The organism is Enterobacter sp. SLBN-59 (assembly GCF_024807915.1).
Taxonomy (GTDB): Bacteria; Pseudomonadota; Gammaproteobacteria; order Enterobacterales; family Enterobacteriaceae; genus Enterobacter; species Enterobacter asburiae_B.
This window is the reverse complement of sequence record NZ_JANUFI010000001.1, coordinates 1,633,593-1,657,808: the sequence shown is the minus strand read 5'-3', so window position 1 is coordinate 1,657,808 and position 24,216 is coordinate 1,633,593. Positions and strand designations below refer to the sequence as shown.

Annotated in this window: 24 protein-coding genes and 5 tRNA genes; 18 read left to right on the top strand and 11 right to left on the bottom strand. The window is 55.7% G+C overall.

The window, feature by feature from the left end:
• Nucleotides 1–3 precede the first annotated feature (3 nt).
• From tolR to pnuC, 12 genes are all read left to right on the top strand, one after another.
• Complete coding sequence (gene tolR / locus M2422_RS07875) at nucleotides 4–432, top strand: colicin uptake protein TolR (RefSeq protein WP_003858589.1); 429 nt, start codon at nucleotides 4–6, stop codon at nucleotides 430–432.
• 28 nt (nucleotides 433–460) lie between these two features.
• The gene (gene tolA, locus M2422_RS07870; protein WP_029740419.1) at nucleotides 461–1,747 is read left to right on the top strand and encodes a cell envelope integrity protein TolA; all 1,287 of its coding nucleotides are present in this window, start codon (nucleotides 461–463) and stop codon (nucleotides 1,745–1,747) included.
• A 134-nt stretch (nucleotides 1,748–1,881) separates the two neighbouring features.
• Nucleotides 1,882–3,174 carry a Tol-Pal system beta propeller repeat protein TolB gene (tolB, locus tag M2422_RS07865; RefSeq protein WP_008501103.1) on the top strand — a complete coding sequence of 431 codons (1,293 nt, stop codon included), beginning with the start codon at nucleotides 1,882–1,884 and terminating at the stop codon, nucleotides 3,172–3,174.
• A gap of 35 nt (nucleotides 3,175–3,209) precedes the next feature.
• Complete coding sequence (gene pal, locus M2422_RS07860; RefSeq protein ID WP_003858578.1) at nucleotides 3,210–3,731, top strand: peptidoglycan-associated lipoprotein Pal; 522 nt, start codon at nucleotides 3,210–3,212, stop codon at nucleotides 3,729–3,731.
• Between the two features lie 9 nt (nucleotides 3,732–3,740).
• Nucleotides 3,741–4,535, top strand: a complete 795-nt coding sequence (gene cpoB / locus M2422_RS07855) for a cell division protein CpoB (RefSeq protein ID WP_048976319.1) — start codon at nucleotides 3,741–3,743, stop codon at nucleotides 4,533–4,535.
• Nucleotides 4,536–4,696: 161 nt separating this feature from the next.
• A tRNA-Lys gene (locus M2422_RS07850) sits at nucleotides 4,697–4,772 on the top strand.
• A gap of 126 nt (nucleotides 4,773–4,898) precedes the next feature.
• Nucleotides 4,899–4,974: transfer RNA gene (locus tag M2422_RS07845), tRNA-Val, on the top strand.
• Nucleotides 4,975–4,977: 3 nt separating this feature from the next.
• Nucleotides 4,978–5,053: transfer RNA gene (locus M2422_RS07840), tRNA-Lys, on the top strand.
• 46 nt (nucleotides 5,054–5,099) lie between these two features.
• Nucleotides 5,100–5,172: transfer RNA gene (locus M2422_RS07835), tRNA-Lys, on the top strand.
• Nucleotides 5,173–5,198: 26 nt separating this feature from the next.
• Nucleotides 5,199–5,274: transfer RNA gene (locus M2422_RS07830), tRNA-Lys, on the top strand.
• 222 nt (nucleotides 5,275–5,496) lie between these two features.
• Entirely contained in the window at nucleotides 5,497–6,540 is a 1,044-nt protein-coding gene (gene nadA, locus M2422_RS07825; RefSeq protein ID WP_064672103.1) for a quinolinate synthase NadA, read from the top strand.
• A gap of 21 nt (nucleotides 6,541–6,561) precedes the next feature.
• Nucleotides 6,562–7,281, top strand: coding sequence for a nicotinamide riboside transporter PnuC (gene pnuC, locus M2422_RS07820; protein ID WP_047061376.1), 720 nt, complete (start codon nucleotides 6,562–6,564; stop codon nucleotides 7,279–7,281).
• Here pnuC and zitB read toward each other — a convergent pair.
• Nucleotides 7,278–8,216, bottom strand: a complete 939-nt coding sequence (gene zitB, locus M2422_RS07815) for a CDF family zinc transporter ZitB (protein ID WP_033144958.1) — start codon at nucleotides 8,214–8,216, stop codon at nucleotides 7,278–7,280. The two genes, pnuC and zitB, sit on opposite strands and share 4 nt — an antisense overlap.
• A 105-nt stretch (nucleotides 8,217–8,321) precedes the next feature.
• Entirely contained in the window at nucleotides 8,322–8,702 is a 381-nt protein-coding gene (locus M2422_RS07810) for a protein YbgS (RefSeq protein ID WP_032661161.1), read from the bottom strand.
• A gap of 304 nt (nucleotides 8,703–9,006) precedes the next feature.
• Between M2422_RS07810 and aroG the strand changes: the two genes are divergently transcribed.
• Complete coding sequence (aroG, locus tag M2422_RS07805; protein ID WP_058841707.1) at nucleotides 9,007–10,059, top strand: 3-deoxy-7-phosphoheptulonate synthase AroG; 1,053 nt, start codon at nucleotides 9,007–9,009, stop codon at nucleotides 10,057–10,059.
• A gap of 61 nt (nucleotides 10,060–10,120) precedes the next feature.
• On the opposite strand, the gene gpmA is transcribed toward aroG, so the two are convergent.
• The 7 genes from gpmA to modE all read right to left on the bottom strand — a co-directional run bounded on the left by gpmA (nucleotide 10,121) and on the right by modE (nucleotide 17,869).
• Nucleotides 10,121–10,873 carry a 2,3-diphosphoglycerate-dependent phosphoglycerate mutase gene (gene gpmA, locus M2422_RS07800; protein ID WP_023310804.1) on the bottom strand — a complete coding sequence of 251 codons (753 nt, stop codon included), beginning with the start codon at nucleotides 10,871–10,873 and terminating at the stop codon, nucleotides 10,121–10,123.
• A 206-nt stretch (nucleotides 10,874–11,079) separates the two neighbouring features.
• On the bottom strand, nucleotides 11,080–12,120 hold the full coding sequence (gene galM, locus M2422_RS07795; protein ID WP_064672104.1) for a galactose-1-epimerase: 1,041 nt from the start codon (nucleotides 12,118–12,120) through the stop codon (nucleotides 11,080–11,082).
• Nucleotides 12,114–13,262, bottom strand: coding sequence for a galactokinase (gene galK, locus M2422_RS07790; protein WP_064672105.1), 1,149 nt, complete (start codon nucleotides 13,260–13,262; stop codon nucleotides 12,114–12,116). The genes galM and galK overlap by 7 nt, the downstream gene beginning before the upstream one ends.
• Before the next feature lie 4 nt (nucleotides 13,263–13,266).
• Nucleotides 13,267–14,313, bottom strand: coding sequence for a galactose-1-phosphate uridylyltransferase (gene galT, locus M2422_RS07785; protein ID WP_064672106.1), 1,047 nt, complete (start codon nucleotides 14,311–14,313; stop codon nucleotides 13,267–13,269).
• 9 nt (nucleotides 14,314–14,322) lie between these two features.
• On the bottom strand, nucleotides 14,323–15,339 hold the full coding sequence (gene galE / locus M2422_RS07780; RefSeq protein ID WP_023334950.1) for a UDP-glucose 4-epimerase GalE: 1,017 nt from the start codon (nucleotides 15,337–15,339) through the stop codon (nucleotides 14,323–14,325).
• Between the two features lie 201 nt (nucleotides 15,340–15,540).
• The gene (gene modF, locus M2422_RS07775; RefSeq protein ID WP_064672107.1) at nucleotides 15,541–17,013 is read right to left on the bottom strand and encodes a molybdate ABC transporter ATP-binding protein ModF; all 1,473 of its coding nucleotides are present in this window, start codon (nucleotides 17,011–17,013) and stop codon (nucleotides 15,541–15,543) included.
• Nucleotides 17,014–17,080: 67 nt separating this feature from the next.
• Nucleotides 17,081–17,869: a molybdenum-dependent transcriptional regulator gene (gene modE / locus M2422_RS07770; RefSeq protein WP_064672108.1), complete on the bottom strand. Its 789-nt coding sequence runs from the start codon at nucleotides 17,867–17,869 to the stop codon at nucleotides 17,081–17,083.
• A gap of 127 nt (nucleotides 17,870–17,996) precedes the next feature.
• On the opposite strand from modE, the gene M2422_RS07765 reads away from it, so the two are divergent.
• From M2422_RS07765 to modC, 4 genes are all read left to right on the top strand, one after another.
• On the top strand, nucleotides 17,997–18,146 hold the full coding sequence (locus tag M2422_RS07765) for an AcrZ family multidrug efflux pump-associated protein (RefSeq protein ID WP_023310811.1): 150 nt from the start codon (nucleotides 17,997–17,999) through the stop codon (nucleotides 18,144–18,146).
• 178 nt (nucleotides 18,147–18,324) lie between these two features.
• Complete coding sequence (modA, locus tag M2422_RS07760; protein ID WP_064672109.1) at nucleotides 18,325–19,098, top strand: molybdate ABC transporter substrate-binding protein; 774 nt, start codon at nucleotides 18,325–18,327, stop codon at nucleotides 19,096–19,098.
• Nucleotides 19,098–19,787, top strand: a complete 690-nt coding sequence (gene modB, locus M2422_RS07755) for a molybdate ABC transporter permease subunit (protein WP_064672110.1) — start codon at nucleotides 19,098–19,100, stop codon at nucleotides 19,785–19,787. Before modA ends, modB begins: the two co-directional genes overlap by 1 nt.
• 2 nt (nucleotides 19,788–19,789) lie before the next feature.
• Complete coding sequence (modC, locus tag M2422_RS07750) at nucleotides 19,790–20,848, top strand: molybdenum ABC transporter ATP-binding protein ModC (protein ID WP_064672111.1); 1,059 nt, start codon at nucleotides 19,790–19,792, stop codon at nucleotides 20,846–20,848.
• On the opposite strand, the gene M2422_RS07745 is transcribed toward modC, so the two are convergent.
• Nucleotides 20,849–21,667: a pyridoxal phosphatase gene (locus M2422_RS07745; RefSeq protein ID WP_033144968.1), complete on the bottom strand. Its 819-nt coding sequence runs from the start codon at nucleotides 21,665–21,667 to the stop codon at nucleotides 20,849–20,851.
• A 140-nt stretch (nucleotides 21,668–21,807) separates the two neighbouring features.
• Between M2422_RS07745 and pgl the strand changes: the two genes are divergently transcribed.
• A complete protein-coding gene (pgl, locus tag M2422_RS07740; protein ID WP_064672112.1) occupies nucleotides 21,808–22,803 on the top strand; it encodes a 6-phosphogluconolactonase in 996 nt (331 codons plus the stop codon).
• A gap of 77 nt (nucleotides 22,804–22,880) precedes the next feature.
• On the opposite strand, the gene M2422_RS07735 is transcribed toward pgl, so the two are convergent.
• Nucleotides 22,881–24,164, bottom strand: a complete 1,284-nt coding sequence (locus tag M2422_RS07735) for a putative acyl-CoA thioester hydrolase (protein ID WP_033144970.1) — start codon at nucleotides 24,162–24,164, stop codon at nucleotides 22,881–22,883.
• Nucleotides 24,165–24,216: the final 52 nt, after the last annotated feature.

Below are 24,216 nucleotides of genomic sequence, written 5' to 3'. Positions count from 1 at the left end.
ACCATGGCCAGATCGCGTGGACGAGGTCGTCGCGAGCTCAAGTCCGAAATCAATATCGTTCCACTGCTGGACGTCCTGCTGGTACTGCTGCTGATCTTCATGGCGACAGCGCCAATCATTACTCAGAGCGTGGAAGTGGATCTGCCGGATGCGACAGAATCACAGGCGGTGAGCACCAATGACGATCCTCCGGTTATCATTGAGGTTTCCGGCGTAGGGCAATACAGCGTCGTGGTAGAGAAAGATCGTATGGATCAGCTGCCGCCTGAGCAGGTTATTGCTGAAGCGCAGCGTCGTCTGGAGTCAAATCCGAAAACGGTCTTCTTAATCGGTGGCGCGAAAGACGTACCCTACGATGAAATTATTAAAGCGCTGAACTTGCTACATAGTGCGGGTGTTAAGTCAGTTGGCTTAATGACCCAACCTATTTGATCATCCGCGTAGTTTTTGGGAACCGATAGTGTCAAAGGCAACCGAACAGAACGACAAGCTTAAGCGAGCGATAATCGTCTCCGCAGTGCTGCACGTGATTCTCTTTGCAGCGCTGATCTGGAGTTCGTTCGACGAGCATATTGATGCATCAGCCGGCGGCGGTGGAGGGTCTTCCATTGACGCCGTGATGGTGGATCCCGGTGCGGTAGTACAGAACTATAATCGCGAACAGCAGCAGAAGGCGAGTGCCAAACGGGCTGAAGAGCAGCGTGAAAAACAGTCGCAACAGCAGGCGGAAGAACTGCGTGAAAAGCAGGCCGCAGAGCAGGAGCGTCTGAAGCAGCTTGAGAAAGAGCGTTTGCAGGCGCAGGAAGCTGCGAAAGAGCAGGCGGAACAGCAGAAGCAAGCCGAAGAGGCCGCGAAGAAAGCACAGGAACAGCAAAAGCAGGCGGAAGAGGCGGCAGCAAAAGCCGCAGCGGACGCGAAAGCACAGGCTGATGCCCAGGCAAAATTAGCGGCAGAAGCGGCGAAGAAAGCCGCTGCTGATGCTCAGAAGAAAGCTGAAGCGGAAGCGGCGAAGAAAGCCGCTGCCGATGCTCAGAAGAAAGCTGAAGCGGAAGCCGCGAAGAAAGCCGCTGCTGATGCTCAGAAGAAAGCCGAAGCGGAAGCCGCGAAAAAAGCCGCTCAGGAAGCAGAGAAGAAAGCTGCTGCCGAGGCCGCGAAGAAAGCGGCTGCTGCTGAGAAAGCGGCTGCAGAAAAAGCTGCCGCCGCTGAAAAAGCCGCTGCCGATAAAAAAGCTGCAGCTGAGAAGGCCGCTGCCGATAAAAAAGCTGCAGCTGAGAAGGCCGCTGCCGATAAGAAAGCTGCTGCTGATAAAGCGGCAGCCAAAAAGGCCGCTGCTGCTGAAAAAGCTGCTGCTGCCGCAGGGGTTGACGATCTGCTGGGCGATTTGAGCTCCGGTAAGAATGCGCCGAAAACGGGCGGTGGGGCGAAAGGAAACAACGCAGCGCCGACGGGAAGTGGTAACACTAAGAGTAACGGTGCGACAGGGGCTGAAATCAACGGTTATGCCGCGCAGATTAAATCCGCTATTGAAAGCCGATTCTATGATGCGTCTTCCTATACCGGTAAAACGTGTACGTTGCGTATAAAACTGGCTCCGGACGGCATGCTGCTGGATATTAAGTCTGAAGGTGGCGACCCGGCTTTATGTACTGCGGCCCTGGCTGCAGCGCGTCAGGCGAAGATGCCTAAACCGCCGTCTCAGGCAGTTTACGAAGTCTTCAAAAATGCGCCGCTGGACTTCAAACCTTAAGTTACATTTTCCCCGTGCAAACGGGGAAAAATAGACCAGGTTTAGTCACAGTGTTCTGGTAGTTTTGTCTATTTGAGTTTGTTAACATTCTGCTAAATTATCGTGGGTATGGTTACCCGGATAAGGGAGATATGATGAAGCAGGCATTACGTGTAGCATTTAGTTTTTTAATGCTGTGGGCAGCAGTACTGCACGCAGAAGTACGTATCGAGATCACCCAGGGGGTGGACTCGGCACGCCCAATCGGTGTTGTTCCGTTCCAGTGGGCCGGTCCTGGCGCTGCACCTGAAGATGCCGGTGGCATCGTGGCGGCTGACCTGCGTAACAGCGGTAAATTCAACCCGTTAGATCGTTCTCGTCTGCCGCAGCAGCCGGGCAGCGCGCAGGAAGTACAGCCTGCAGCATGGTCTGCACTGGGTATTGATGCCGTGGTTGTGGGTCAGGTTACGCCTAACCCGGACGGCTCTTACAACGTGGCCTGGCAGCTGGTGGATACCGGCGGTGCACCGGGTACCGTTCTGGCACAGAACTCTTACAAGGTCACTAAGCAGTACCTGCGCTACGCGGCACACGCTGCCAGCGATGCGGTATTTGAAAAACTGACCGGCATTAAAGGGGCGTTCCGTACCCGTATTGCTTATGTGGTGCAGACCAACGGTGGTCAGTTCCCGTATGAGCTGCGCGTATCTGACTACGACGGCTACAACCAGTTCCTGGTGAAACGTTCTTCACAGCCGCTGATGTCTCCAGCCTGGTCTCCTGACGGTTCTAAACTGGCCTATGTAACCTTCGAAAGCGGCCGTTCAGCGCTGGTTATCCAGACGCTGGCAAACGGTGCTGTTCGTCAGGTGGCGTCTTTCCCACGTCACAACGGTGCACCTTCCTTCTCTCCGGACGGGTCTAAACTGGCGTTTGCGCTGTCAAAAACCGGTAGCCTGAACCTGTACGTGATGGACATTGGCTCTGGCCAGATCCGTCAGGTAACCGACGGTCGCAGCAACAACACTGAACCTTCATGGTTCCCGGATAGTCAAAACCTGGCGTTTACTTCTGACCAGGCTGGCCGTCCACAAATCTATAAAGTCAACATCAACGGCGGTGCTCCGCAGCGTATTACCTGGGAAGGTTCGCAGAACCAGAACTCAGACGTGAGCAGCGACGGTAAATTTATGGTAATGGTGAGCTCCAACGGTGGGCAGCAGCACATTGCCAAACAGGATCTGGTAGCGGGTGGCGTTCAAGTTCTGTCGTCAACGTTCCTGGATGAAACGCCAAGTCTGGCACCTAACGGCACGATGGTAATCTACAGCTCTTCTCAGGGGATGGGATCTGTGCTGAATCTGGTTTCTACAGATGGGCGTTTCAAAGCGCGTATTCCGGCAACTGATGGACAGGTAAAATCACCTGCCTGGTCGCCGTATCTGTAAATAATAATTAATTGATTACTAAAGGAATCATAGAAATGCAACTGAACAAAGTGCTGAAGGGGCTGATGATCGCTCTGCCTGTAATGGCAATCGCAGCGTGTTCTTCTAACAAGAACGCCAGCAATGACCAGAGCGGCGAAGGCATGATGGGTGCCGGCACCGGTATGGACGCGAACGGCAATGGCAACATGTCTTCTGAAGAGCAGGCGCGTCTTCAGATGCAGCAGCTGCAGCAGAACAACATCGTTTACTTCGATCTGGATAAATACGACATCCGTTCTGACTTCGCTGCGATGCTGGATGCTCACGCTAACTTCCTGCGTAGCAACCCATCTTACAAAGTCACCGTAGAAGGTCACGCGGACGAACGTGGTACTCCAGAGTACAACATCTCCCTGGGTGAACGTCGTGCTAACGCTGTTAAAATGTACCTGCAGGGTAAAGGCGTTTCTGCTGACCAGATCTCCATCGTTTCTTACGGTAAAGAAAAACCTGCAGTACTGGGTCACGACGAAGCGGCTTACTCCAAAAACCGTCGTGCCGTACTGGTTTACTAAGAGAATTGCATGAGCAGTAACTTCAGACATCATCTGTTGAGTCTGTCGTTACTGGTTGGAATAGCGGCCCCCTGGGCCGCTTTTGCTCAGGCACCAATCAGTAGTGTCGGCTCAGGCTCGGTAGAAGACCGGGTCACTCAACTCGAGCGTATTTCTAACGCTCACAGCCAGCTTTTAACCCAACTCCAGCAACAACTTTCTGATAACCAAAACGATATTGACTCTCTCCGCGGCCAGATTCAGGAAAGCCAGTATCAGTTGAACCAGGTTGTGGAACGTCAGAAGCAGATTTTGCTGCAGATAGATAGCCTGAGCAGCGGTGGTGCAGCAGCACAAGCACAGCCAGCCGCGGGCGATCAGACCGGTGCGGCGACATCAGCTCCGGCTGCGGATGCTTCTGCTGCAACAGGTGCGCCTGTACAGAGCGGTGACGCGAATACGGACTACAACGCGGCCATTGCCCTGGTGCAGGATCAATCTCGTCAGGATGACGCGCTTGCTGCGTTTCAGAACTTTGTTAAGAAATACCCTGATTCCACTTATCAGCCAAATGCGAATTACTGGCTCGGTCAGCTGAATTACAACAAGGGTAAAAAGGACGATGCGGCGTTTTATTTTGCCTCAGTGGTGAAAAATTACCCGAAATCGCCAAAAGCGCCTGATGCGATGTACAAAGTAGGCGTCATCATGCAGGACAAAGGCGACACTGCGAAAGCCAAAGCGGTTTACCAGCAGGTAGTCTCCAAATTCCCAGGTACCGAAGGTGCCAAGCAGGCGCAAAAACGTCTGAATTCGATGGGATGATTATCGCATGACCAGAAATCGCGTTATTTCTGGTCGTGCAGCATGATTCGTAAGCAGTTAAGTGATCTTCATCGAAATTTTTGTTGCGCTGAATTCTTAAATCAGTAATATATGCCGCCGTTGCCACGGGATATCAAACAACGTGAAAACAGCGTAAAAGTGGGTCGTTAGCTCAGTTGGTAGAGCAGTTGACTTTTAATCAATTGGTCGCAGGTTCGAATCCTGCACGACCCACCACTAAGTCAGGTGGAAGTAGTAGTAAAACGTGAAGGATAACGTTGCGTCAGCAACGGCCCGTAGGGCGAGGCGAAGCCGAGTCATCCTGCACGACCCACCACTTAACGCACACCAGCAGTACAGAGTGGGTGATTAGCTCAGTTGGTAGAGCATCTCCTTTACACGGAGGGGGTCGGCGGTTCGAGCCCGTCATCACCCACCACTCGGGTCGTTAGCTCAGTTGGTAGAGCAGTTGACTTTTAATCAATTGGTCGCAGGTTCGAATCCTGCACGACCCACCACTCTCCGGTGGTACCGAGTAAAAATCTTCGAAGTCAGCACCCGAATGGGTCGTTAGCTCAGTTGGTAGAGCAGTTGACTTTTAATCAATTGGTCGCAGGTTCGAATCCTGCACGACCCAATACTTCGAAGAAAAAATCCCGCAAGGGGTCGTTAGCTCAGTTGGTAGAGCAGTTGACTTTTAATCAATTGGTCGCAGGTTCGAATCCTGCACGACCCACCAGTGTAGAAAGGCGCCCTAAAGGCGCCTTTTTGCTATCTGCAGTTTTTGTAGGTCGGGTAAGGCGAAGCCGCCACCCGACAAATGCTATCCGCACCTATTTCCGGTGACTTTTCACTCCAGATTCGCTATCTTGTTTAGTATACAAAACACAATTGCCACGCGTTTTGCTATGTCATGCAAAAGAAAGGCAATATTGTTAAGCCAGTAAAACGAGAAGCCATAATGAGTGTGATGTTTGATCCTGAAGCTGCAATCTATCCGTTTCCGCCCAAGCCTGTCCCGCTAAGCCTGGATGAAAAGCAATTCTATCGCGAGAAGATCAAACATCTTCTCAAAGAACGAGATGCGGTGATGGTGGCCCATTACTACACCGACCCGGAAATTCAGCAGCTGGCGGAAGAGACCGGGGGCTGTATCTCTGACTCACTGGAGATGGCACGCTTCGGTGCAAAACATCCTGCTTCCACGCTGCTGGTTGCCGGCGTGCGTTTTATGGGCGAAACGGCAAAGATCCTGAGCCCTGAAAAAACCATTCTGATGCCCACGCTTAATGCGGAGTGTTCACTGGATCTCGGCTGCCCGATTGACGAATTCACGGCCTTCTGTGACGCCCACCCTGACCGGACCGTGGTGGTTTACGCCAACACCTCTGCGGCGGTAAAAGCGCGGGCAGACTGGGTTGTCACCTCCAGCATCGCCGTTGAGCTGATTGAACATCTGGATAGCCTGGGCGAGAAAATTATCTGGGCGCCTGACCGCCATCTTGGAAATTATGTCCAGAAGCAGACGGGGGCTGACGTTCTCTGCTGGCAGGGGGCCTGCATTGTGCACGACGAATTCAAAACCCAGGCGCTGGCGCGCATGAAGGCACTTTATCCTGACGCCGCGATTCTTGTTCACCCTGAATCACCGCAGTCTATTGTCGAGATGGCGGACGCCGTGGGCTCAACCAGCCAGCTTATCAACGCGGCCAGAACGCTGCCTAACAGGCAGCTCATCGTGGCGACCGATCGCGGTATCTTCTACAAGATGCAGCAGGCCGTGCCGGAGAAAGAGCTCCTTGAAGCGCCAACGGCGGGCGAGGGCGCAACGTGTCGCAGCTGTGCGCATTGTCCGTGGATGGCGATGAACGGCCTGAAGGCCATTGCCGAAGGGCTCGAGACGGGCGGGGCAGCACATGAAATCCATGTGGATGCCGCCCTGCGTGAAGGTGCGTTAATTCCGCTTAACCGCATGCTGGATTTTGCGGCTACACTACGTACTTAATTCAAAACGACCGGGTAAAAGATGGATTTTTTTAGCACGCAGAACATTCTGGTTCATATACCGATTGGTGCAGGTGGCTATGACCTGTCATGGATTGAGGCCGTTGGCACGCTGGCGGGGTTACTCTGTATCTGGCTGGCAAGCCTGGAGAAGATCAGCAACTATGCGTTCGGGCTGATTAACGTTACGCTGTTTGCGATTATCTTCTTCCAGATCCAGCTGTACGCCAGCCTGCTTTTGCAGCTGTTCTTCTTCGCCGCCAATATTTACGGCTGGTACGCGTGGTCGCGTCAGAACAGCCAGCAGGAGGCAGAACTGCAGATCCGCTGGCTTCCATTGCCGAAAGCCATCGCCTGGTTTGTCGCCTGCGTGGTCGCCATTGGTTTAATGACCGTCTATATCAACCCGGTGTTTGCGTTCCTGACCCGCGTTGCCGTTTCGGTCATGTCCGGTTTCGGCCTGAACGTGACGATGCCCGAGCTCCAGCCGGATGCCTTCCCGTTCTGGGATTCCTGCATGATGGTGCTGTCGATTGCGGCGATGATCCTGATGACCCGTAAATACGTTGAGAACTGGCTGCTGTGGGTGATCATCAACGTGATCAGCGTGGCAATCTTCGCCCTGCAGGGCGTCTATGCGATGTCGCTGGAATATCTGCTGCTGACCTTCATTGCGCTGAACGGCAGCCGGATGTGGATTAAGAGCGCGCGTGAGCGGGGTTCTCACGCGCTTTCCAGCTAGTGGTGATGCTGATGTGAATGTCCGGACTGCGCCTCGTTAAGGTGGCAGTCCGGCCCGTTACAGGGCTGATACTCCATCTGGATGGTGGCGTGGCCAATTTCGTAGTGATGTTCAAGAAAATGCTGGATGCGTTCAAGCAGCGCATCGTGGTCGTGAGGCGGGATCACCTGGACGTGCAGCGTCATGACCGGTTTTTCCCCTACCAGCCAGACGTGCACGTGATGAACATTGCGGACTTCCGGGACTGAACGGCGCAGGTTGCGCTTCAGCTCGTCAATATCCATCGATGCCGGTGCCCCTTCAAGCAGTTCATTCACGCTCTCCTTCAGCAGCCGCCAGGCGCTGCGCAAGACCAGACACGACACCAGCACGGACAGAATCGGATCGACAGGCGTCCAGCCGGTGTAGAGGATCACCAGCGCGGCGACAATCGCCCCGACTGAGCCGAGCAAATCACCCAGAACATGCAGAGCCGCAGCGCGCACGTTGAGGTTCTTTTCCCCGCTGCCGCGGTGCAAAATCCAGAAGGCGAGGATATTCGCCAGCAGCCCCGCTACGGCAATCACCATCATTGTCGCCCCGGCGATCGGCTGCGGGTGTCTGAATCGCTGTACGGCCTCCCAGACGATAAGAACGGTAATGACCACCAGCGCAATAGCGTTAACAAACGCGGCGAGGGTTGTCAGCCTCAGCCAGCCGAAGGTATGGCGCGCATTGGGAGGACGACGCGCAAACTGCACCGCCAGCAGGGCGAAGAGCAGCGCTGCGGCATCGGTCAGCATGTGCCCGGCATCAGCCAGTAGCGCCAGAGAGCCGGAAATCAGGCCGCCAATGACCTCGATAATCATAAACGTTGCCGTGACGCCAAAGGCCAGCATCAGTCGTTTAGCGTTGTCGTTGCCGGGAGAGGGTGAGTGGGAATGGGAGTGAGCCATGTCTGCTTTCCTGATGTGTTATTGTTTTTAGTGTAGCGTTTTTAATAGGTTACTCCAAAAAGAAAGGAGAGCCAGAGCTCTCCTTTTTCTTACCGAACATCCCCATTACTGGGTGGTGCCATCGGTTTTGGTATTCGCGTCGTTTCCTACTTTGTCATTAGGGTCAGGGCATTTGCCGTCCTTGCACATTGAGTTCTTATGAACCTCGTCCGAACTCATATTGTCATGATTCATGGTGCCGGAACCGCTGCCGTTGGGATGCAGCATGGTACCTCCGGTGTTAGTGTTGCCGGTATTGATCTGGCTGTTGTCGACATTATTCGGGGCGATATTCTGTTTCGCATCAGGTGCGGGCTGGCCTGCTGCCGCAGCGGCATTCGCATCACCGTTGCTGTCTGATGTGCCCGTTTCCGCGGCCAGGACGCTGCCGCTGGCCAGAGTGAGTGTGGCGGTCAGGAAGAGGGTTGCCAGTTTTGTCATTTTCATCATGGTGCTCCTGTTCTTGTCGTTACGCTGGATAACATTCTCCAACAGTGCATCTTTTTCTGAGGCGAAAGATTCCGCCTTACGGACTTACGTCAGTAGGGAATCGCGTTTAAGCGTGTAAAATTGGTTGTTACAGTTAAAAAGCTTAGGTTAGATCTCGTTTTTCGCTATTTTGTGGCGATTTTTAGGCGAATTCCAGGAATTATCTGCGTGAAGTGTAAAACCGTGTTTACACTTCCTGGTCGACAAGATAGATTGAAAGGATTGCTTTCATTACTAAAGATATGGCAGAGCTGGAAAGAAAATGAATTATCAGAACGACGATTTACGCATTAAAGAGATCAACGAGTTATTACCTCCTGTAGCGCTCCTTGAGAAATTCCCCGCCACTGAAAATGCCGCAAACACGGTTTCTCATGCTCGTAAAGCGATCCATAAGATCCTGAAAGGTAATGACGATCGTCTTCTGGTGGTGATTGGCCCGTGCTCCATTCACGATCCTGCAGCTGCGAAAGAGTACGCTGCCCGTCTGCTCACCCTCCGTGAAGAGCTGAAGGACGAGCTGGAAATCGTGATGCGCGTCTATTTTGAGAAACCGCGCACTACCGTGGGCTGGAAAGGACTGATTAACGATCCGCATATGGATAACAGCTTCCAGATCAACGACGGCCTGCGCATTGCGCGCAAGCTGCTGCTGGAGATCAACGACAGCGGCCTGCCTGCGGCCGGTGAATTCCTGGACATGATAACGCCGCAATACCTGGCAGACCTGATGAGCTGGGGCGCAATTGGTGCTCGCACAACCGAATCTCAGGTGCACCGCGAGCTGGCGTCCGGTCTTTCTTGCCCGGTGGGTTTCAAAAACGGCACTGACGGCACCATTAAGGTGGCTATCGACGCTATCAACGCAGCGGGTGCGCCGCACTGCTTCCTGTCCGTGACCAAATGGGGCCATTCCGCCATCGTTAACACCAGCGGAAACGGTGACTGCCATATCATTCTGCGCGGCGGCAAAGAGCCGAACTACAGCGCGAAACACGTGGCAGAAGTGAAGGTCGGGCTGGAAAAAGCCGGGCTGCCACCGCAGGTGATGATCGATTTCAGCCATGCTAACTCCAGCAAGCAGTTTAAAAAGCAGATGGAAGTGGGTGCAGACGTCTGCCAGCAGGTTGCCGGCGGTGAGAAGGCGGTGATTGGGGTAATGATCGAAAGTCATCTGGTTGAAGGTAACCAGAACCTGGAAGGCAGCGAGCCGCTGGTGTATGGCAAAAGCGTCACCGATGCCTGCATTGGCTGGGACGATACCGATACCATCCTGCGTCAGCTGGCGAATGCGGTAAAAGCGCGCCGCGGCTGAATTCTCAGGCACAAATAAAAAAGCGCGGAAGGCTCCGCGCTTTTTTTATGCCTTGCGAAAGTTACTTCGCTTTACCCTGGTTCGCGACAGCCGCTGCTTTCGCCGCGATCTCTTCTGCGTTACCCAGATAGTAGTGTTTGATTGGCTTGAAGTTTTCGTCGAACTCATACACCAGCGGTACGCCGGTTGGGATGTTCAGTTCGAGGATTTCGTCTTCACCCATGTTGTCCAGGTATTTCACCAGCGCACGCAGGGAGTTACCGTGAGCAGCGATGATCACGCGCTCGCCGCTTTTCAGGCGTGGCAGAATGGTTTCGTTCCAGTAAGGCACAACGCGGTCGATGGTCAGCGCCAGGCTTTCGGTGGTTGGCAGCTCAGCGTCGGTCAGCTTCGCGTAACGCGGGTCGTGGCCCGGGTAGCGCTCGTCATCTTTGGTCAGTTCTGGTGGGGTGATTGCGAAGCCGCGACGCCACTGTTTAACCTGCTCGTCGCCATATTTCTCAGCGGTTTCCGCTTTGTTCAGGCCCTGCAGTGCACCGTAGTGACGTTCGTTCAGTTTCCAGGACTTCTCAACCGGCAGCCAGGCCTGATCCAGTTCGTCCAGCACGTTCCACAGGGTGTGGATGGCACGTTTCAGCACAGAGGTGTAAGCAAAATCAAAGCTGAAGCCTTCTTCCTTCAGCAGTTTACCCGCTGCTTTTGCTTCGCTTACGCCTTTCTCAGACAGATCAACGTCGTACCAACCGGTAAAGCGGTTTTCGTTGTTCCACTGGCTTTCGCCGTGACGCACCAGGACCAGCTTAGTTATAGCCATCTCTTACTCCTCAAGCATTTTTAGAATGATAACAATTCTCATTATATTGCCGTGGCTGTGCCACCAGCAACGCTTAACCCTAACCATAGCGAAAATAGTCTCTGAGTGTAAGATGCTTGTGAATCCAGGGTTATGATTTTGTCTGCGATCGGCGCTATTTTCAGCAAGGCGCGCAGAAAAAAGCCCTCCGGAGGGAGGGCTGGATATTAATGTGGAATAAAATGATATTCCGTCACGCTCACGTACTCTTTACCCGGACGCAGCACGCAGTCTGGCTGCGGCCATTCCGGATGGTTCGGGCTGTCCGGCAGGAACTCGCTCTCCAGCGCCAGGCCTTGCCAGTCGCTGTACTCATCATGTTCGCGCGCCGTCGTGCCGCCGAGGTAGTTGCCTGAGTAAAACTGCAGGGCAGGGGCAGTGGTATAAACCGTCATCTGCAGTTTCTCATCCGCAGACCAGACCTGCGCGGCAGGCTGTTTCACATCGCCTTTGGCCTGCAGCAGGAAAGCGTGGTCGTAGCCTTTTACCTTACGCTGATCGTCATCGCTCATGAAATCCTGGGCGATGGACTTCGCGCTGCGGAAGTCAAAGCTGGTGCCGCTCACGTCTTTGAGGCCCTGATACGGAATGCCCATCTCGTCAACCGGCAGATACGCATCCGCCAGGATCTGCAGCTTGTGCTCACGCACGTCGCACTGGCTACCGTCCAGGTTGAAATACGCGTGATTGGTCAGATTGACCGGACACGGCTTATCGACCGTCGCACGGTATTCGATGGCGATACGGTTGTCGTCGGTCAGCGTAAAGCGCGCGGACGCGACAAGGTTCCCCGGGAAGCCCTGATCGCCATCAGGCGAATCCAGCGAGAACAGCACTTCGCCATCGTTTTGACGAACAATCTTCCAGCGGCGTTTATCGAATCCGTCCGGACCACCGTGCAGCTGGTTCTCACCCTGGCTTGGAAGCAGGGTGTACTGCACGCCGTCGAGTTCAAAACGGCTCTTTGCGATGCGGTTAGCATAGCGACCAACGGACGCGCCCAGATAGGCGGACTGATTGATGTACTGCTCAGGCGAGGCGCAGCCGAGCAGGGTCTCGCGCACGCTGCCGTCCGGCATCGGTACGCGGGCAGAAAGAAGGGTTGCCCCCCAGTCCATCACCGTAACGACCATCCCCGCGCTGTTGCGCAGGGTTAACAGGCGATACGGCAGACCATCCGGTGCAAGGGTAGGTGTTTCGTTTAGCACTGTCCGGCTCCTTGTGATGCTTTACAAACATAGAAGGTTTCTTTGATACCCGTTTTTGCTTCGTACTGCTTCGCCACGGCATCCTGTACGGCAGGGACCAGCTCTTCTGGCACCAGCGCAACGATGCAGCCGCCAAAACCGCCGCCCGTCATGCGCACGCCGCCTTTGTCGCCAATGGTGGCTTTAACGATGTCCACCAGGGTGTCGATCTGCGGAACGGTGATTTCAAAATCATCGCGCATGGAGGCGTGAGATTCCGCCATCAGCTCACCCATGCGTTTCAGGTCACCTTTCGCCAGCGCGGACGCGGCTTCAACGGTACGGGTATTTTCCGTCAGCACGTGACGAACGCGTTTGGCGACAACCGGATCCAGCTCGTGCGCCACTTTGTTAAATTCATTGAGCGTCACGTCGCGCAGGGCAGGCTGCTGGAAGAAGCGGGCGCCGGTTTCGCACTGCTGGCGGCGGGTGTTGTATTCGCTGCCCACCAGCGTGCGCTTAAAGTTGCTGTTGACGATCACCACAGCCGCGCCTTTCGGCAGGGGAACGGCTTTGGTACCCAGCGAACGGCAGTCAATTAACAGGGCATGCTCTTTTTTGCCCAGCGCGGAGATCAGCTGGTCCATAATGCCGCAGTTACAGCCCACGAACTGGTTTTCTGCTTCCTGACCGTTCAGGGCGATTTGCGCGCCGTCCAGCGGCAGATGATAAAGCTGCTGGAATACGGTACCAACCGCGACTTCCAGCGACGCAGAGGAGCTTAAGCCCGCACCCTGCGGCACGTTGCCGCTGATAACTAAATCCGCACCGCCAAAGTTCTTGTTGCGCTTCTGAAGGTGTTTCACCACGCCGCGCACGTAGTTAGACCACTGCTGGCTGTCGTGCGTCACAATCGGGGCATCGAGGGAAAACTCGTCCGTCTCATTACCGTAATCCGCCGCAATCACGCGAACTTTACGGTCGTCGCGCTTCGCACAGCTGATGACGGTCTGGTAATCGATGGCGCACGGCAGCACGAATCCGTCGTTATAGTCGGTGTGTTCACCGATCAGGTTAACGCGGCCTGGCGCCTGAATAACGTGGGTGGCAGGGTAGCCAAATTTCTCAGCAAACAGGGATTGTGTTTTATCTTTCAGACTCATTTTTTTAGACTCCTGATTCGCGATAGTGGACGTCGCTAACGGCACGCAGACGTTCTGCCGCCTGTTCCGCCGTCAGGTCACGCTGGGTTTCCGCCAGCATTTCATAGCCCACCATGAATTTACGTACCGTCGCAGAGCGCAGCAGCGGCGGATAGAAATGGGCGTGCAGCTGCCAGTGTTGATTCTCTTCGTCGTTAAACGGGGCGCCGTGCCAGCCCATGGAGTACGGGAAAGAGCACTGGAAGAGGTTGTCGTAACGGCTCGTGAGCTTTTTCAGCGCCAGGGCAAGGTCGTCGCGCTGCGCGTCGCTAAGATCGGTGATGCGCTGCACGTGCGCTTTCGGCAGCAGCAGCGTTTCAAACGGCCAGGCGGCCCAGTAGGGGACGACGGCCAGCCAGTGTTCGGTTTCCACCACGGTGCGGCTGCCGTCGGCCAGCTCGCGCTGGGTGTAGTCCACCAGCATCGGCGAACCGTTTTCAGCAAAATACGCTTTCTGCAGACGGTCTTCACGCTCGGCTTCGTTAGGCAGGAAGCTGTTCGCCCAGATCTGGCCGTGCGGGTGCGGGTTAGAGCAGCCCATGGCCGCGCCTTTGTTTTCGAACACCTGCACCCACGGATAGCTCTGCCCCAGCTCTGCGGTTTGCGCCTGCCAGGTGCTGACGACCTCTTTCAGCGCGTCCACGCTCAGCTCCGGCAGCGTTTTGCTGTGATCGGGCGAGAAGCAGATCACGCGGCTGGTGCCGCGCGCGCTTTCACATCGCATCAGCGGATCGTGGCTTTCCGGCGCGTCCGGCGTGTCGGTCATCAGGGCGGCAAAATCGTTGGTGAAGACGAAGGTGCCTTTGTAGTCCGGGTTTTTGTCCCCGGTGACGCGCGTGTTGCCCGGACAGAGGAAGCAGTCCGGGTCGTGCTGTGGCAGCGTCTGTTTTGCAGGCGTCTCCTGCGCCCCCTGCCAGGGGCGCTTGGCGCGATGCGGAGAAACCAAAATCCATTGCCCGCTTAACGGGTTAAAACGACGATGCGGATGATCGACGGGGTTAAATTGCGTCATGACGGATCCTTAGTCCGGATAGCCTTGCGGGTGGCGTGACTGCCAGTGCCAGGTATCCTGTGCCATTTCATCAAGCGTGCGCGTCACACGCCAGTTAAGCTCTTTGTCGGCTTTGGTGGCATCGGCCCAGTAAGCAGGCAGGTCGCCATCACGACGCGGAGCGAAGTGATAGTTCACCGGCTTGCCGCAGGCTTTGCTGAAGGCGTTAACCACGTCCAGCACGCTGCTGCCGACCCCGGCGCCGAGGTTGTAAATATGCACGCCCGGTTTGTTGGCCAGCTGCTGCATGGCCGCAACGTGACCGTCGGCCAGATCCATCACGTGGATGTAGTCGCGCACGCCGGTACCGTCTTCGGTCGGATAGTCATTGCCAAAAATCGCCAGCGAGTCGCGGCGACCCACGGCAACCTGGGCGATATACGGCATCAGGTTGTTCGGGATGCCCTGCGGATCTTCCCCCATATCGCCTGACGGATGCGCGCCGACCGGGTTGAAGTAGCGCAGTAAGGCGATGCTCCACTCCGGCTGTGCTTTTTGCAGGTCGGTCAGGATCTGTTCCACCATCAGCTTGCTTTTGCCGTACGGGCTTTGCGGCGTACCGGTCGGGAAGCTTTCAACGTAAGGGATTTTGGGCTGATCGCCGTAGACGGTGGCGGAGGAGCTAAAGATGAAGTTTTTGACGTTCGCCGCGCGCATGGCGGAGATGAGACGCAGAGTACCGTTGACGTTGTTGTCGTAATACTCGAGCGGCTTCGCAACGGATTCACCGACCGCTTTCAGACCCGCGAAGTGGATCACCGCTTCGATGGCATGGTCGTGAAGGATCTCGGTCATCAGCGCTTCGTTGCGGATGTCGCCTTCCACGAAAGTCGGTTGTTTACCGCCAAGGCGTTCAATCACCGGCAGCACGCTGCGCTTACTGTTGCACAGGTTGTCGAGGATGATGACGTCGTGACCGTTTTGCAGCAGTTGCACGCAGGTATGACTACCTATGTAACCGCTACCACCTGTTACCAGAACTCGCATATTTCGCTCCATTGGGCTTATGGTATGTAATAACCATAGCATAACAGAGACGCGAAAAGTGTGACATGGGATAAAATAGTGGAATCGTTTACACTCGTTTTCACACTCGCTTTTTTAATGACTGAGTGCATTCTAGATCAAAGAGATAGCCATGTATTGATGCAAGTTATCTGAAAAAGAGGAGGGCAGAGCCCTCCGGGTTTAATCGACGTTGCTGAGAAGATAGCGATAACCCTCACCGTCGGGCACAAACTCCAGGCGATGCGTGATGCAGGCGGGGGCATCTTCGGCATGATGTGAAACGAACAGCAGCTGCGTTTCACCTTCGCTAATCAGCACGTCCACAAAGCGGCGGATAAGCTGGCGATTCAGCGGATCGAGTCCCTGCAGCGGTTCGTCGAGGATCAGAAGCGTAGGGTGTTTCACCAGCGCGCGAACGATCAGGGCCAGACGCTGCTGTCCCCACGACAGACTATGAAACGGTGCGTCAGCGACCCGGTTGTCCATGCCCAGGATATCCAGCCACTGCTGGGCGAGCTTGTGTTGTTTGTCAGACACCGCCTGATAAATACCGATGGAATCAAAATACCCGGAAAGGATCGCGTTGCGTACCGTGGTACTGACCCGGTAATCCAGATGCAGGCTGCTGCTGACGTAGCCGATATGTTTTTTAATATCCCAGATGGTTTCGCCGCTGCCGCGACGCCGACCAAACAGCGTCAGATCGTTGCTATAGCCCTGCGGGTGATCGCCGGTGATAAGGCTCAGCAGCGTGGATTTTCCCGCGCCGTTAGGTCCGACGATCTGCCAGTGCTCGCCGGGATTGACCGTCCAGCTAAGACGGTTAAGGATCGGGCGATCGTCATAAGAGACCATCCCATCCCGCAGCACGATGCGCGGCTGGTGGGGATCGAGCGCATGGCGGGCCGAAGGGGCGTCAGGTTCCGGAAGCGTAATTCCGTCGAGTTGTTCACTGTGCGCGAGCTGGGCGATGAGCGCCTGCTTAAGCAGCGCGGTTTTTTCACCGGTCTCGGTCAGGTTACAGTCGGCCAGTACGCCCGCGTGCTGAATAAAGTCCGGAATTTCATCGAAGCGGTTAAGCACCAAAACCAGGGTATAGCCCTGCTGATTAAGCGACTCCAGCAGGGCCGCCAGCTGCGCACGGGACTGCACGTCAAGGCCGTCAAAGGGTTCGTCGAGGATAAGCAGCTCGGGCTCGCTCATCAGCGCCTGGCAAAGCAGCGTTTTTCGCGTCTCGCCGGTTGAAAGGTATTTAAAGCGCCGGTTGAGCAGGGCGGTGATGCCGAACCGTTCTGCCAGGCGCTGACAGCGGGCGGGATCTTTCACCTCATCCTGAATAATTTCCGCCGTCGTACGGCCGGTATCTTCTTCGCCAGGGCTGAGTAAATCAGTGTTATTGCGCTGCCACTCGTCGCTTACCAGCTTTTGCAATTGTTCAAATGACAGGCGCGTCAGGCGCGTAAAGTCGCCCTGGCATTCGCCCTTGAGGAGGGGGAGCTCGCCGGCCAGCGCGCGGGCCAGCGCGGATTTACCGCTGCCGTTAGTGCCGACAAACGCCCAGCTTTCACCCGCGCGTATCGTCAAATCAGCAATCGTCAGCGTTCGGGTATCGCTAAGACGAAACGTGCCTTGCGAAATATGCAATGATGACATGGTTTATCCCTGTTTTTGCAGCAACAGATATCAGGGATACGCACTGTCGGCGCGATTGTCAATGCGCTCAGCACAATGTGGCGATAATCACCCGGTCTGCGTTGAACCAGGCGGTAACGACAGAACCTTCTTCTAAACCGTCCGCTTCGCTAAGCGGTATCGTCGCGCAAAGCGGTTGCCCGTCTGCGAGGGTCATCAGCACTTCGCACTGCGCCTGGCCGCGTTCGATATGGCTAATAGCGCCCTGGAGCTGGTTATCGGCCGCCTTTGCGGCGTCGGGATCGCGCGTGATATTGACCCACGGCGCTTTCAGCAGCACCAGCACCTCTTTACCTTCATCGAGCTCAAGGCGCTCTGCGCTCTGCGCCGTTATTGCGGCTTTCAGACGGTTGGTGCCATCGGCAAGCAGGATCTCAATATGCTGCTGTACCTGGAGATTGTCGCGCGCCGTCACCGTTCCAAACCACTGGTTGCGGGCGCTGGTTTGTAACGAGAAGCGGGAAATGGCGGCCAGCAAGCTGTCCAGCGGAACGTTATCGTCGTCGCTCAACACATCGAACGCCTTTTGCTGGATCTGGGCCAGCAGATCGTAAAGCTGAATAAGGCGCTGGCCATAACGCGTCACGATCGCACCGCCGCCGCCTTTGCCGCCCGTGGCTCTGTCCACCAGCGGGTGTTCGCTCAGGGTGTTCATTTCGTTGATGGCGTCCCAGGCACTTTTGTAGCTGATGCCCGCGTTTTTCGCCCCCTGGCTAATTGAGCCCGTTTGTTCTATTTGTTTAAGCAGGGCGATACGTCGCGGATCGGCGAAAAGCTTTTGCTGAAGTCGTAGAGTGAGAAGAATTTCGGCCTGCATAACAGTGTCCCGGCAAAAAGAGTATTGTGGCCTAAATGGTGCAGGGCGCAAAGGGTACCGCACAAAAGGGGATGTTTTTCTCACTTGAAAGGGTAGAATGAGCCGTTCACAATATCTGGAGAAAACCATGTTAGAGTTGTTGAAAAGTCTGGTATTCGCCGTGATCATGGTACCAGTAGTGATGGCCATCATCCTCGGTGCCATCTACGGCCTGGGTGAAGTGTTCAACGTCTTTTCGAACATTGGTCACAAAGACCAGGCTAAAAAGCAGCATTGATTCCCCACAAAACGCCCGGCCAGTCCGGGCGTTTTGCTCTCAAGATTTTCCCGTCTACGCCGATATTATTTAACGCATCACACCGGTTTACCCCTTCAGCGGTACGATTAAACGCTGGGATCTCCCTGACGTAATCGTTATATTAAGATGTATATAACGCTACTCACAGGAGTTACAGATGGCACGTTCATGGGTACGCCTTTTCGCAGGGGCAACGCTGACGCTTTCACTTACCGGACACGCGCTGGCGGACGAAGGTAAAATCACGGTCTTTGCCGCGGCGTCGCTGACCAACGCGCTGCAGGACATCGCGGCGGCGTATAAAAAAGAGAAAAACGTCGAGGTGGTCTCCTCTTTTGCCTCTTCCTCGACGCTGGCGCGCCAGATAGAAGCGGGCGCACCGGCGGATCTGTTCATCTCGGCTGACCAGAAGTGGATGGACTACGCGACGGAGAAGAAATCGATTGATGCCACAACCCGCGAAACGCTGCTGGGGAATAGCCTGGTTGTCGTGGCGCCAAAAGCCAGCGCGCAGGCGGACTTCACCATCAACAAAGAGACCCACTGGACGAGCCTGCTGAACGGTGGCCGTCTGGCCGTGGGCGACCCGGAGCACGTTCCGGCCGGGATTTATGCCAAAGAAGCGCTGCAAAAGCTGGGTGCATGGGAGACATTGTCACCGAAGCTGGCCCCGGCGGAAGACGTGCGCGGCGCGCTGGCGCTGGTAGAACGCAACGAAGCCCCGCTGGGCATTGTGTATGGCTCTGATGCCGTTGTCAGTAAAGGTGTAAAAGTGGTCGCAACGTTCCCGGAAGACTCCCACAAGAAAGTGGAATATCCTGTTGCGATTGTTGATGGACATAAAAATGCGGCCGTGACGGCCTTCCGCGATTACCTGAAAGGGCCGGAGGCGTCCGCAATCTTTAAACGTTATGGATTTACGACTCACTGATGATATTGACCGATCCTGAATGGCAGGCTGTTCTGCTGAGCCTAAAAGTCTCTTCCCTGGCGGTTGCGCTGAGTTTGCCCTTTGGGATCTTCTTTGCCTGGCTACTGGTTCGCTGTCAGTTTCCCGGCAAAACGCTGCTCGACAGCGTGCTGCATCTTCCGCTCGTTTTGCCGCCCGTGGTGGTCGGTTACCTGCTGCTGATTTCGATGGGGCGACGCGGTTTTATCGGCGAGAAGCTCTACGACTGGTTTGGGCTGACGTTTGCATTTAGCTGGCGCGGTGCGGTGCTGGCGGCGGCGGTGATGTCATTCCCGCTGATGGTGAGGGCGATCCGCCTCGCGCTGGAAGGCGTGGACATGAAGCTCGAACAGGCGGCCCGCACGCTGGGCGCAGGGCGCTGGCGCGTCTTTTTCACCATCACGCTCCCGCTCACGCTGCCGGGCATTATTGTCGGGACGGTGCTGGCCTTCGCCCGCTCGCTGGCCGAGTTTGGCGCGACGATCACGTTTGTGTCGAACATCCCCGGCGAGACGCGAACCATCCCGTCGGCAATGTACACCCTGATTCAAACGCCGGGCGGTGAAGGCGCGGCGGCGCGGCTGTGTATTATTTCAATTGTGCTGGCGCTGGTATCGCTAATGGTGTCTGAATGGCTGGCGCGGCTTAGCCGCGAGCGGATGGGGAAATAAGCATGCTGGAACTCCATTTTACCCAGACGCTGGGAAACCATACCCTGACGCTTAACGAAACGCTGCCAACCAGCGGTATCACCGCTATCTTTGGCGTGTCGGGGGCGGGAAAAACGTCGCTGATTAATGCCATCAGCGGCCTGACCCGCCCGCAGTCTGGCCGTATTGTCCTGAATGACCGCGTCCTGAATGACGTGGAGAATAAGGTTTACCTCTCGCCGGATAAGCGCCGCATCGGCTATGTTTTCCAGGACGCGCGCCTGTTCCCGCACTACAGCGTGCGCGGCAACCTGCGTTACGGCATGGCGAAAAGCATGGCCGGGCAGTTTGACAAGCTGGTGACGCTTTTAGGCATTGAACCTCTGCTCGACAGGCTGCCCTCCTCGCTCTCCGGTGGAGAAAAACAGCGTGTGGCCATTGGCCGCGCGTTGCTGACCGCACCCGAACTGCTGCTGCTCGACGAACCGCTGGCCTCGCTCGATATTCCGCGTAAACGCGAACTTCTGCCTTATCTTCAGCGCCTGACGCGCGAAATTAATATTCCGATGCTCTACGTCAGCCATTCGCTGGACGAAATCCTCCATCTGGCCGACAAGGTGCTGGTGCTGGAAGAGGGCAGCGTGAAGGCCTTCGGCAACCTGGAAGAGGTATGGGGCAGCAGCGTAATGCACCCCTGGTTACCCCGGGAACAGCAGAGCAGCATTCTTAAAGTGAGCGTTCTGGAACATCATCCGCACTACGCGATGACCGCCCTGGCGCTGGGTGACCAGCATCTGTGGGTCAATAAGATCGACAAACCGCTACAGTCCGCGCTGCGAATTCGCATCCAGGCGTCGGACGTCTCGCTGGTGCTGCAGCCGCCGCTGCAAACCAGTATTCGAAATATTCTGCGCGCCAAAGTCGCGGAGTGTTTTGATGATAACGGGCAGGTGGAAGTGAAGCTTGAAGTCGGCAGCAGGACGCTCTGGGCGCGCATCAGCCCGTGGGCGAGGGATGAGTTAGGGATCAAACCCGGCCTGTGGCTTTACGCGCAAATTAAGAGCGTCTCGATTACCGCCTGATTACAGCAGGTGGGTATAAATGTACTGCGCGATGCTGTCGGTGGTGTTGTCGCCAATCACCACGTTGGCGCGGGCTTTTACCGCGTCGTCGGCATTGCCCATCGCCACGCCGGTACCGGCGGCTTCCAGCATGCTGATGTCGTTATAGTTGTCGCCGAAGGCGATCACGTCACGCATCGACCCGCCCTGCGATTCCACATACTGCGTCAGGCGCTTGCCTTTGCTGTTGCCTTTGCGGGCAATATCCACCTGGTCATGCCAGGACCATTCGCACTCCAGACCCAGCGTGTGTTCCACGTGTTTTGCGAAGGTATTCAGTTTGGTGGTGTCTTCATCGGTCAGGGCGAATTTCCAGATAGCCTCAACGTCCTGGGCTGCCTGACGCAGGGAGGAAACCTGGGTAAAGACCGGACGCTGCGCTTCAGGCAGGGACAACGCCCAGTTGCTGGTGCGCACCACATGGCCAGTAGGGCGCTCGTACACCATCGCGTTATCCACGTACATCAGGCCGTGAACGGCATGCTCATCCAGCAGATCGATCAGCTGCAGCGCCTGGGGAACCGGCAGCGGGTCGGATTCTAAAACCTTTTTTGCCTGATAATCATACAAGTAAGTGCCATTACAACAAATTGCAGGTGTATCTAACGCCAGTGCCTGATAAAAAGGGTGAATGGCAACGTGATGTCGACCCGTTACGATAAGGAGTTGATATCCCACTTCCTGCGCGCGTTTAAGCGCCTCAAGGGAGGAGGGGAGAAGGGTTTTTTGCGGCGTCAGTAAGGTACCGTCTAAATCCAGAGCAATCACACGCGAGGTCATCTGTTTTCCCGGGTTAATATTGAATTTACGTTTTGATGGGATGGTACACCGAGAGGCGAACGCTTCAAAACTCCTGTCGACAATTCAGCATTCACCGTCAAAAGTTAACTACTTTCATGCGCAGTGAGGAGTGAATATTCATGAAACAAACCGTTTATACCGCCAGTCCTGAAAGCCAGCAGATCCACGTCTGGCGTTTAAATACCGAAGGGACACTCACGCTGGTTCAGGTTGTTGATGTTCCAGGCCAGGTGCAACCGATGGTCATCAGCCCGGATAAACGTTTCTTGTACGTGGGTGTGCGCCCGGAGTTCCGCGTGCTGGCCTATCGCATTTCTCCGGACGATGGCGCGCTGACGTACACTGCCGAAGCCCCGTTGCCGGGCAGCCCAACCCATATCTCGACCGATCGTAAAGGCAACTTTGTCTTCAGCGGATCGTATAACGCGGGCTGCGTCAGCGTAACGCGTCTGGAAGATGGTATTCCGGTCGAAACCGTGGATGTGGTGGAAGGGCTTGAAGGCTGCCACTCGGCGAATATCTCTCCGGATAACCGCACGCTGTGGGTGCCTGCGCTGAAGCAGGATCGTATCTGCCTGTTCACCCTGAGCGACGACGGTCATCTGGTGGCGCAGAATCCTGCCGAAGTGACTACCGTTGAAGGTGCCGGCCCGCGCCATATGGTCTTCCATCCGAACCAGCAGTACGCCTACGTGGTCAATGAGCTGAACAGCTCTGTGGACGTATGGGAGCTGAAAGATCCAAACGGTCAGATTGAGTGCGTGCAGACGCTGGACATGATGCCGTCTGATTTCTCCGATACCCGCTGGGCGGCGGATATCCACATTACGCCAAATGGTCGCCATCTGTACGCCTGTGACCGTACCTCCAGCCTGATTACCGTCTTTAGCGTCTCTGAAGACGGCAGCGTGCTGGCGATTGAAGGGTTCCAGCCAACGGAAACCCAGCCGCGCGGCTTTAATATCGATCACAGCGGTAAATTCCTGATTGCGGCGGGGCAGAAATCCCACCACATCGCGCTGTATGAAATTAAAGGCGAGCAGGGGCTGCTGGAAGAGAAAGGGCGTTATGCCGTAGGCCAGGGGCCAATGTGGGTGGTGGTAAACGCTCACTAAGAGGCTAAAAACAAAAAACCTCGCGAATGCGAGGTTTTTTTATGCCCGGTAAACGCAGCGCCACCGGGCAAAACAGCTTACTGCTTCGGCTCAGCAACCACTTTGCTACCCAGACCGCGGTTGTTGTATTCCCACATGCGGTTGAAGTTAGCGTCGTTCAGATTGCGCTGCACGTTCCCTTTATCATCCACCGCGCCGGTGTTGCCGGAGAACGGACGTTTGGAGATCGCGGCATCAGCCCACGGCTTCGCCATGTTGAAGCCTTCATTGATCACGCTGTCGCGGATCACGACCTGACCGTTGGTCGCTGAGTCCACGTCCAGGGAGCGTCCCAGCTGCGCCACGCCGTCACCGGCAGCGTTAAAGCGGCTGTTCACGGCCAGGAAGCCGTAGAAGAGGTTAGACTGGGTTGCCGGAGCAAACACGTAACCTTCCTGCTGAGTGCGGGAGTTCACCACGCGGAAATCGGTATTATCAAACACCACCGCGCCGCGACCGGACACCAGATCCACGTCACCTTCAACGTAGCTGTTGGTCACCAGAGTACGGGTCAGGCGGTTATTCTGCAGGGTGTTCTGCACGCCGCTGTTGGTCACGAAGAAGGTGTTCTGACGGCCCAGAATGTTGACGTTGTTAATCTGCACCTTATCGCCATCGCTACGCAGCGCAACGGCCTGGTGGCTGCCGGCATCAACGCTGTCGCCCAGGGTATTCTGAATGGTCAGGTTCTGCAGCTGCAGACCGTTATTCTGAGACCAGAATACCGCCGAGCACATCACGCCAATGGTGGCGGAACGCTTGCTCTGGCAGTTATCAAACATATACCACGCCGGTTTGCCCGGCATATATTTACCGGCCGGATTCACCAGGTGACGCCAGGTGTTGCTGTCGATTTCGGAATCAATCGCCAGGCCAATTTTTACGTCGATCGCTTTTTCGCCCAGACCGTAAAGCGTAATGCTGCCAGGGGCCGCCGGAACATACACGGTGCCTTCATATTCACCCGGCAGGATCGCGATGTACTGGCGAGACGCGCTGTGTTTAGTGATGGCAGCATCAACCGCAGCCTGAATAGAGGTATGCGTTACGCCCTGCGCACCCGCCGGGCCAACCACGAAGTCAGGCTGTTTAGGCAGGTTAATAGACGACGGTGTCCACGGCGCAGCGTTAGGATCCATCGCCGAGAAGTAGTGCGCACGATCGAAGTTCTTCGCTTCATCAGCGGACAAAATCGGGCGGGAGGCGGTACCGGGCGCAACCTGCTCAGAAGGACGCTGATCCGGTGGTGTTGAACTGCATGCGGATAAGGTCACGCCAAAGGCGAGTGCTAACGCCAGACGGGAAATCCTGGAAATGTTCAAGGTAGAGCTCCTGGGTATGCAAGTCTTAAACGGGATAGACGAAATAGCCTGC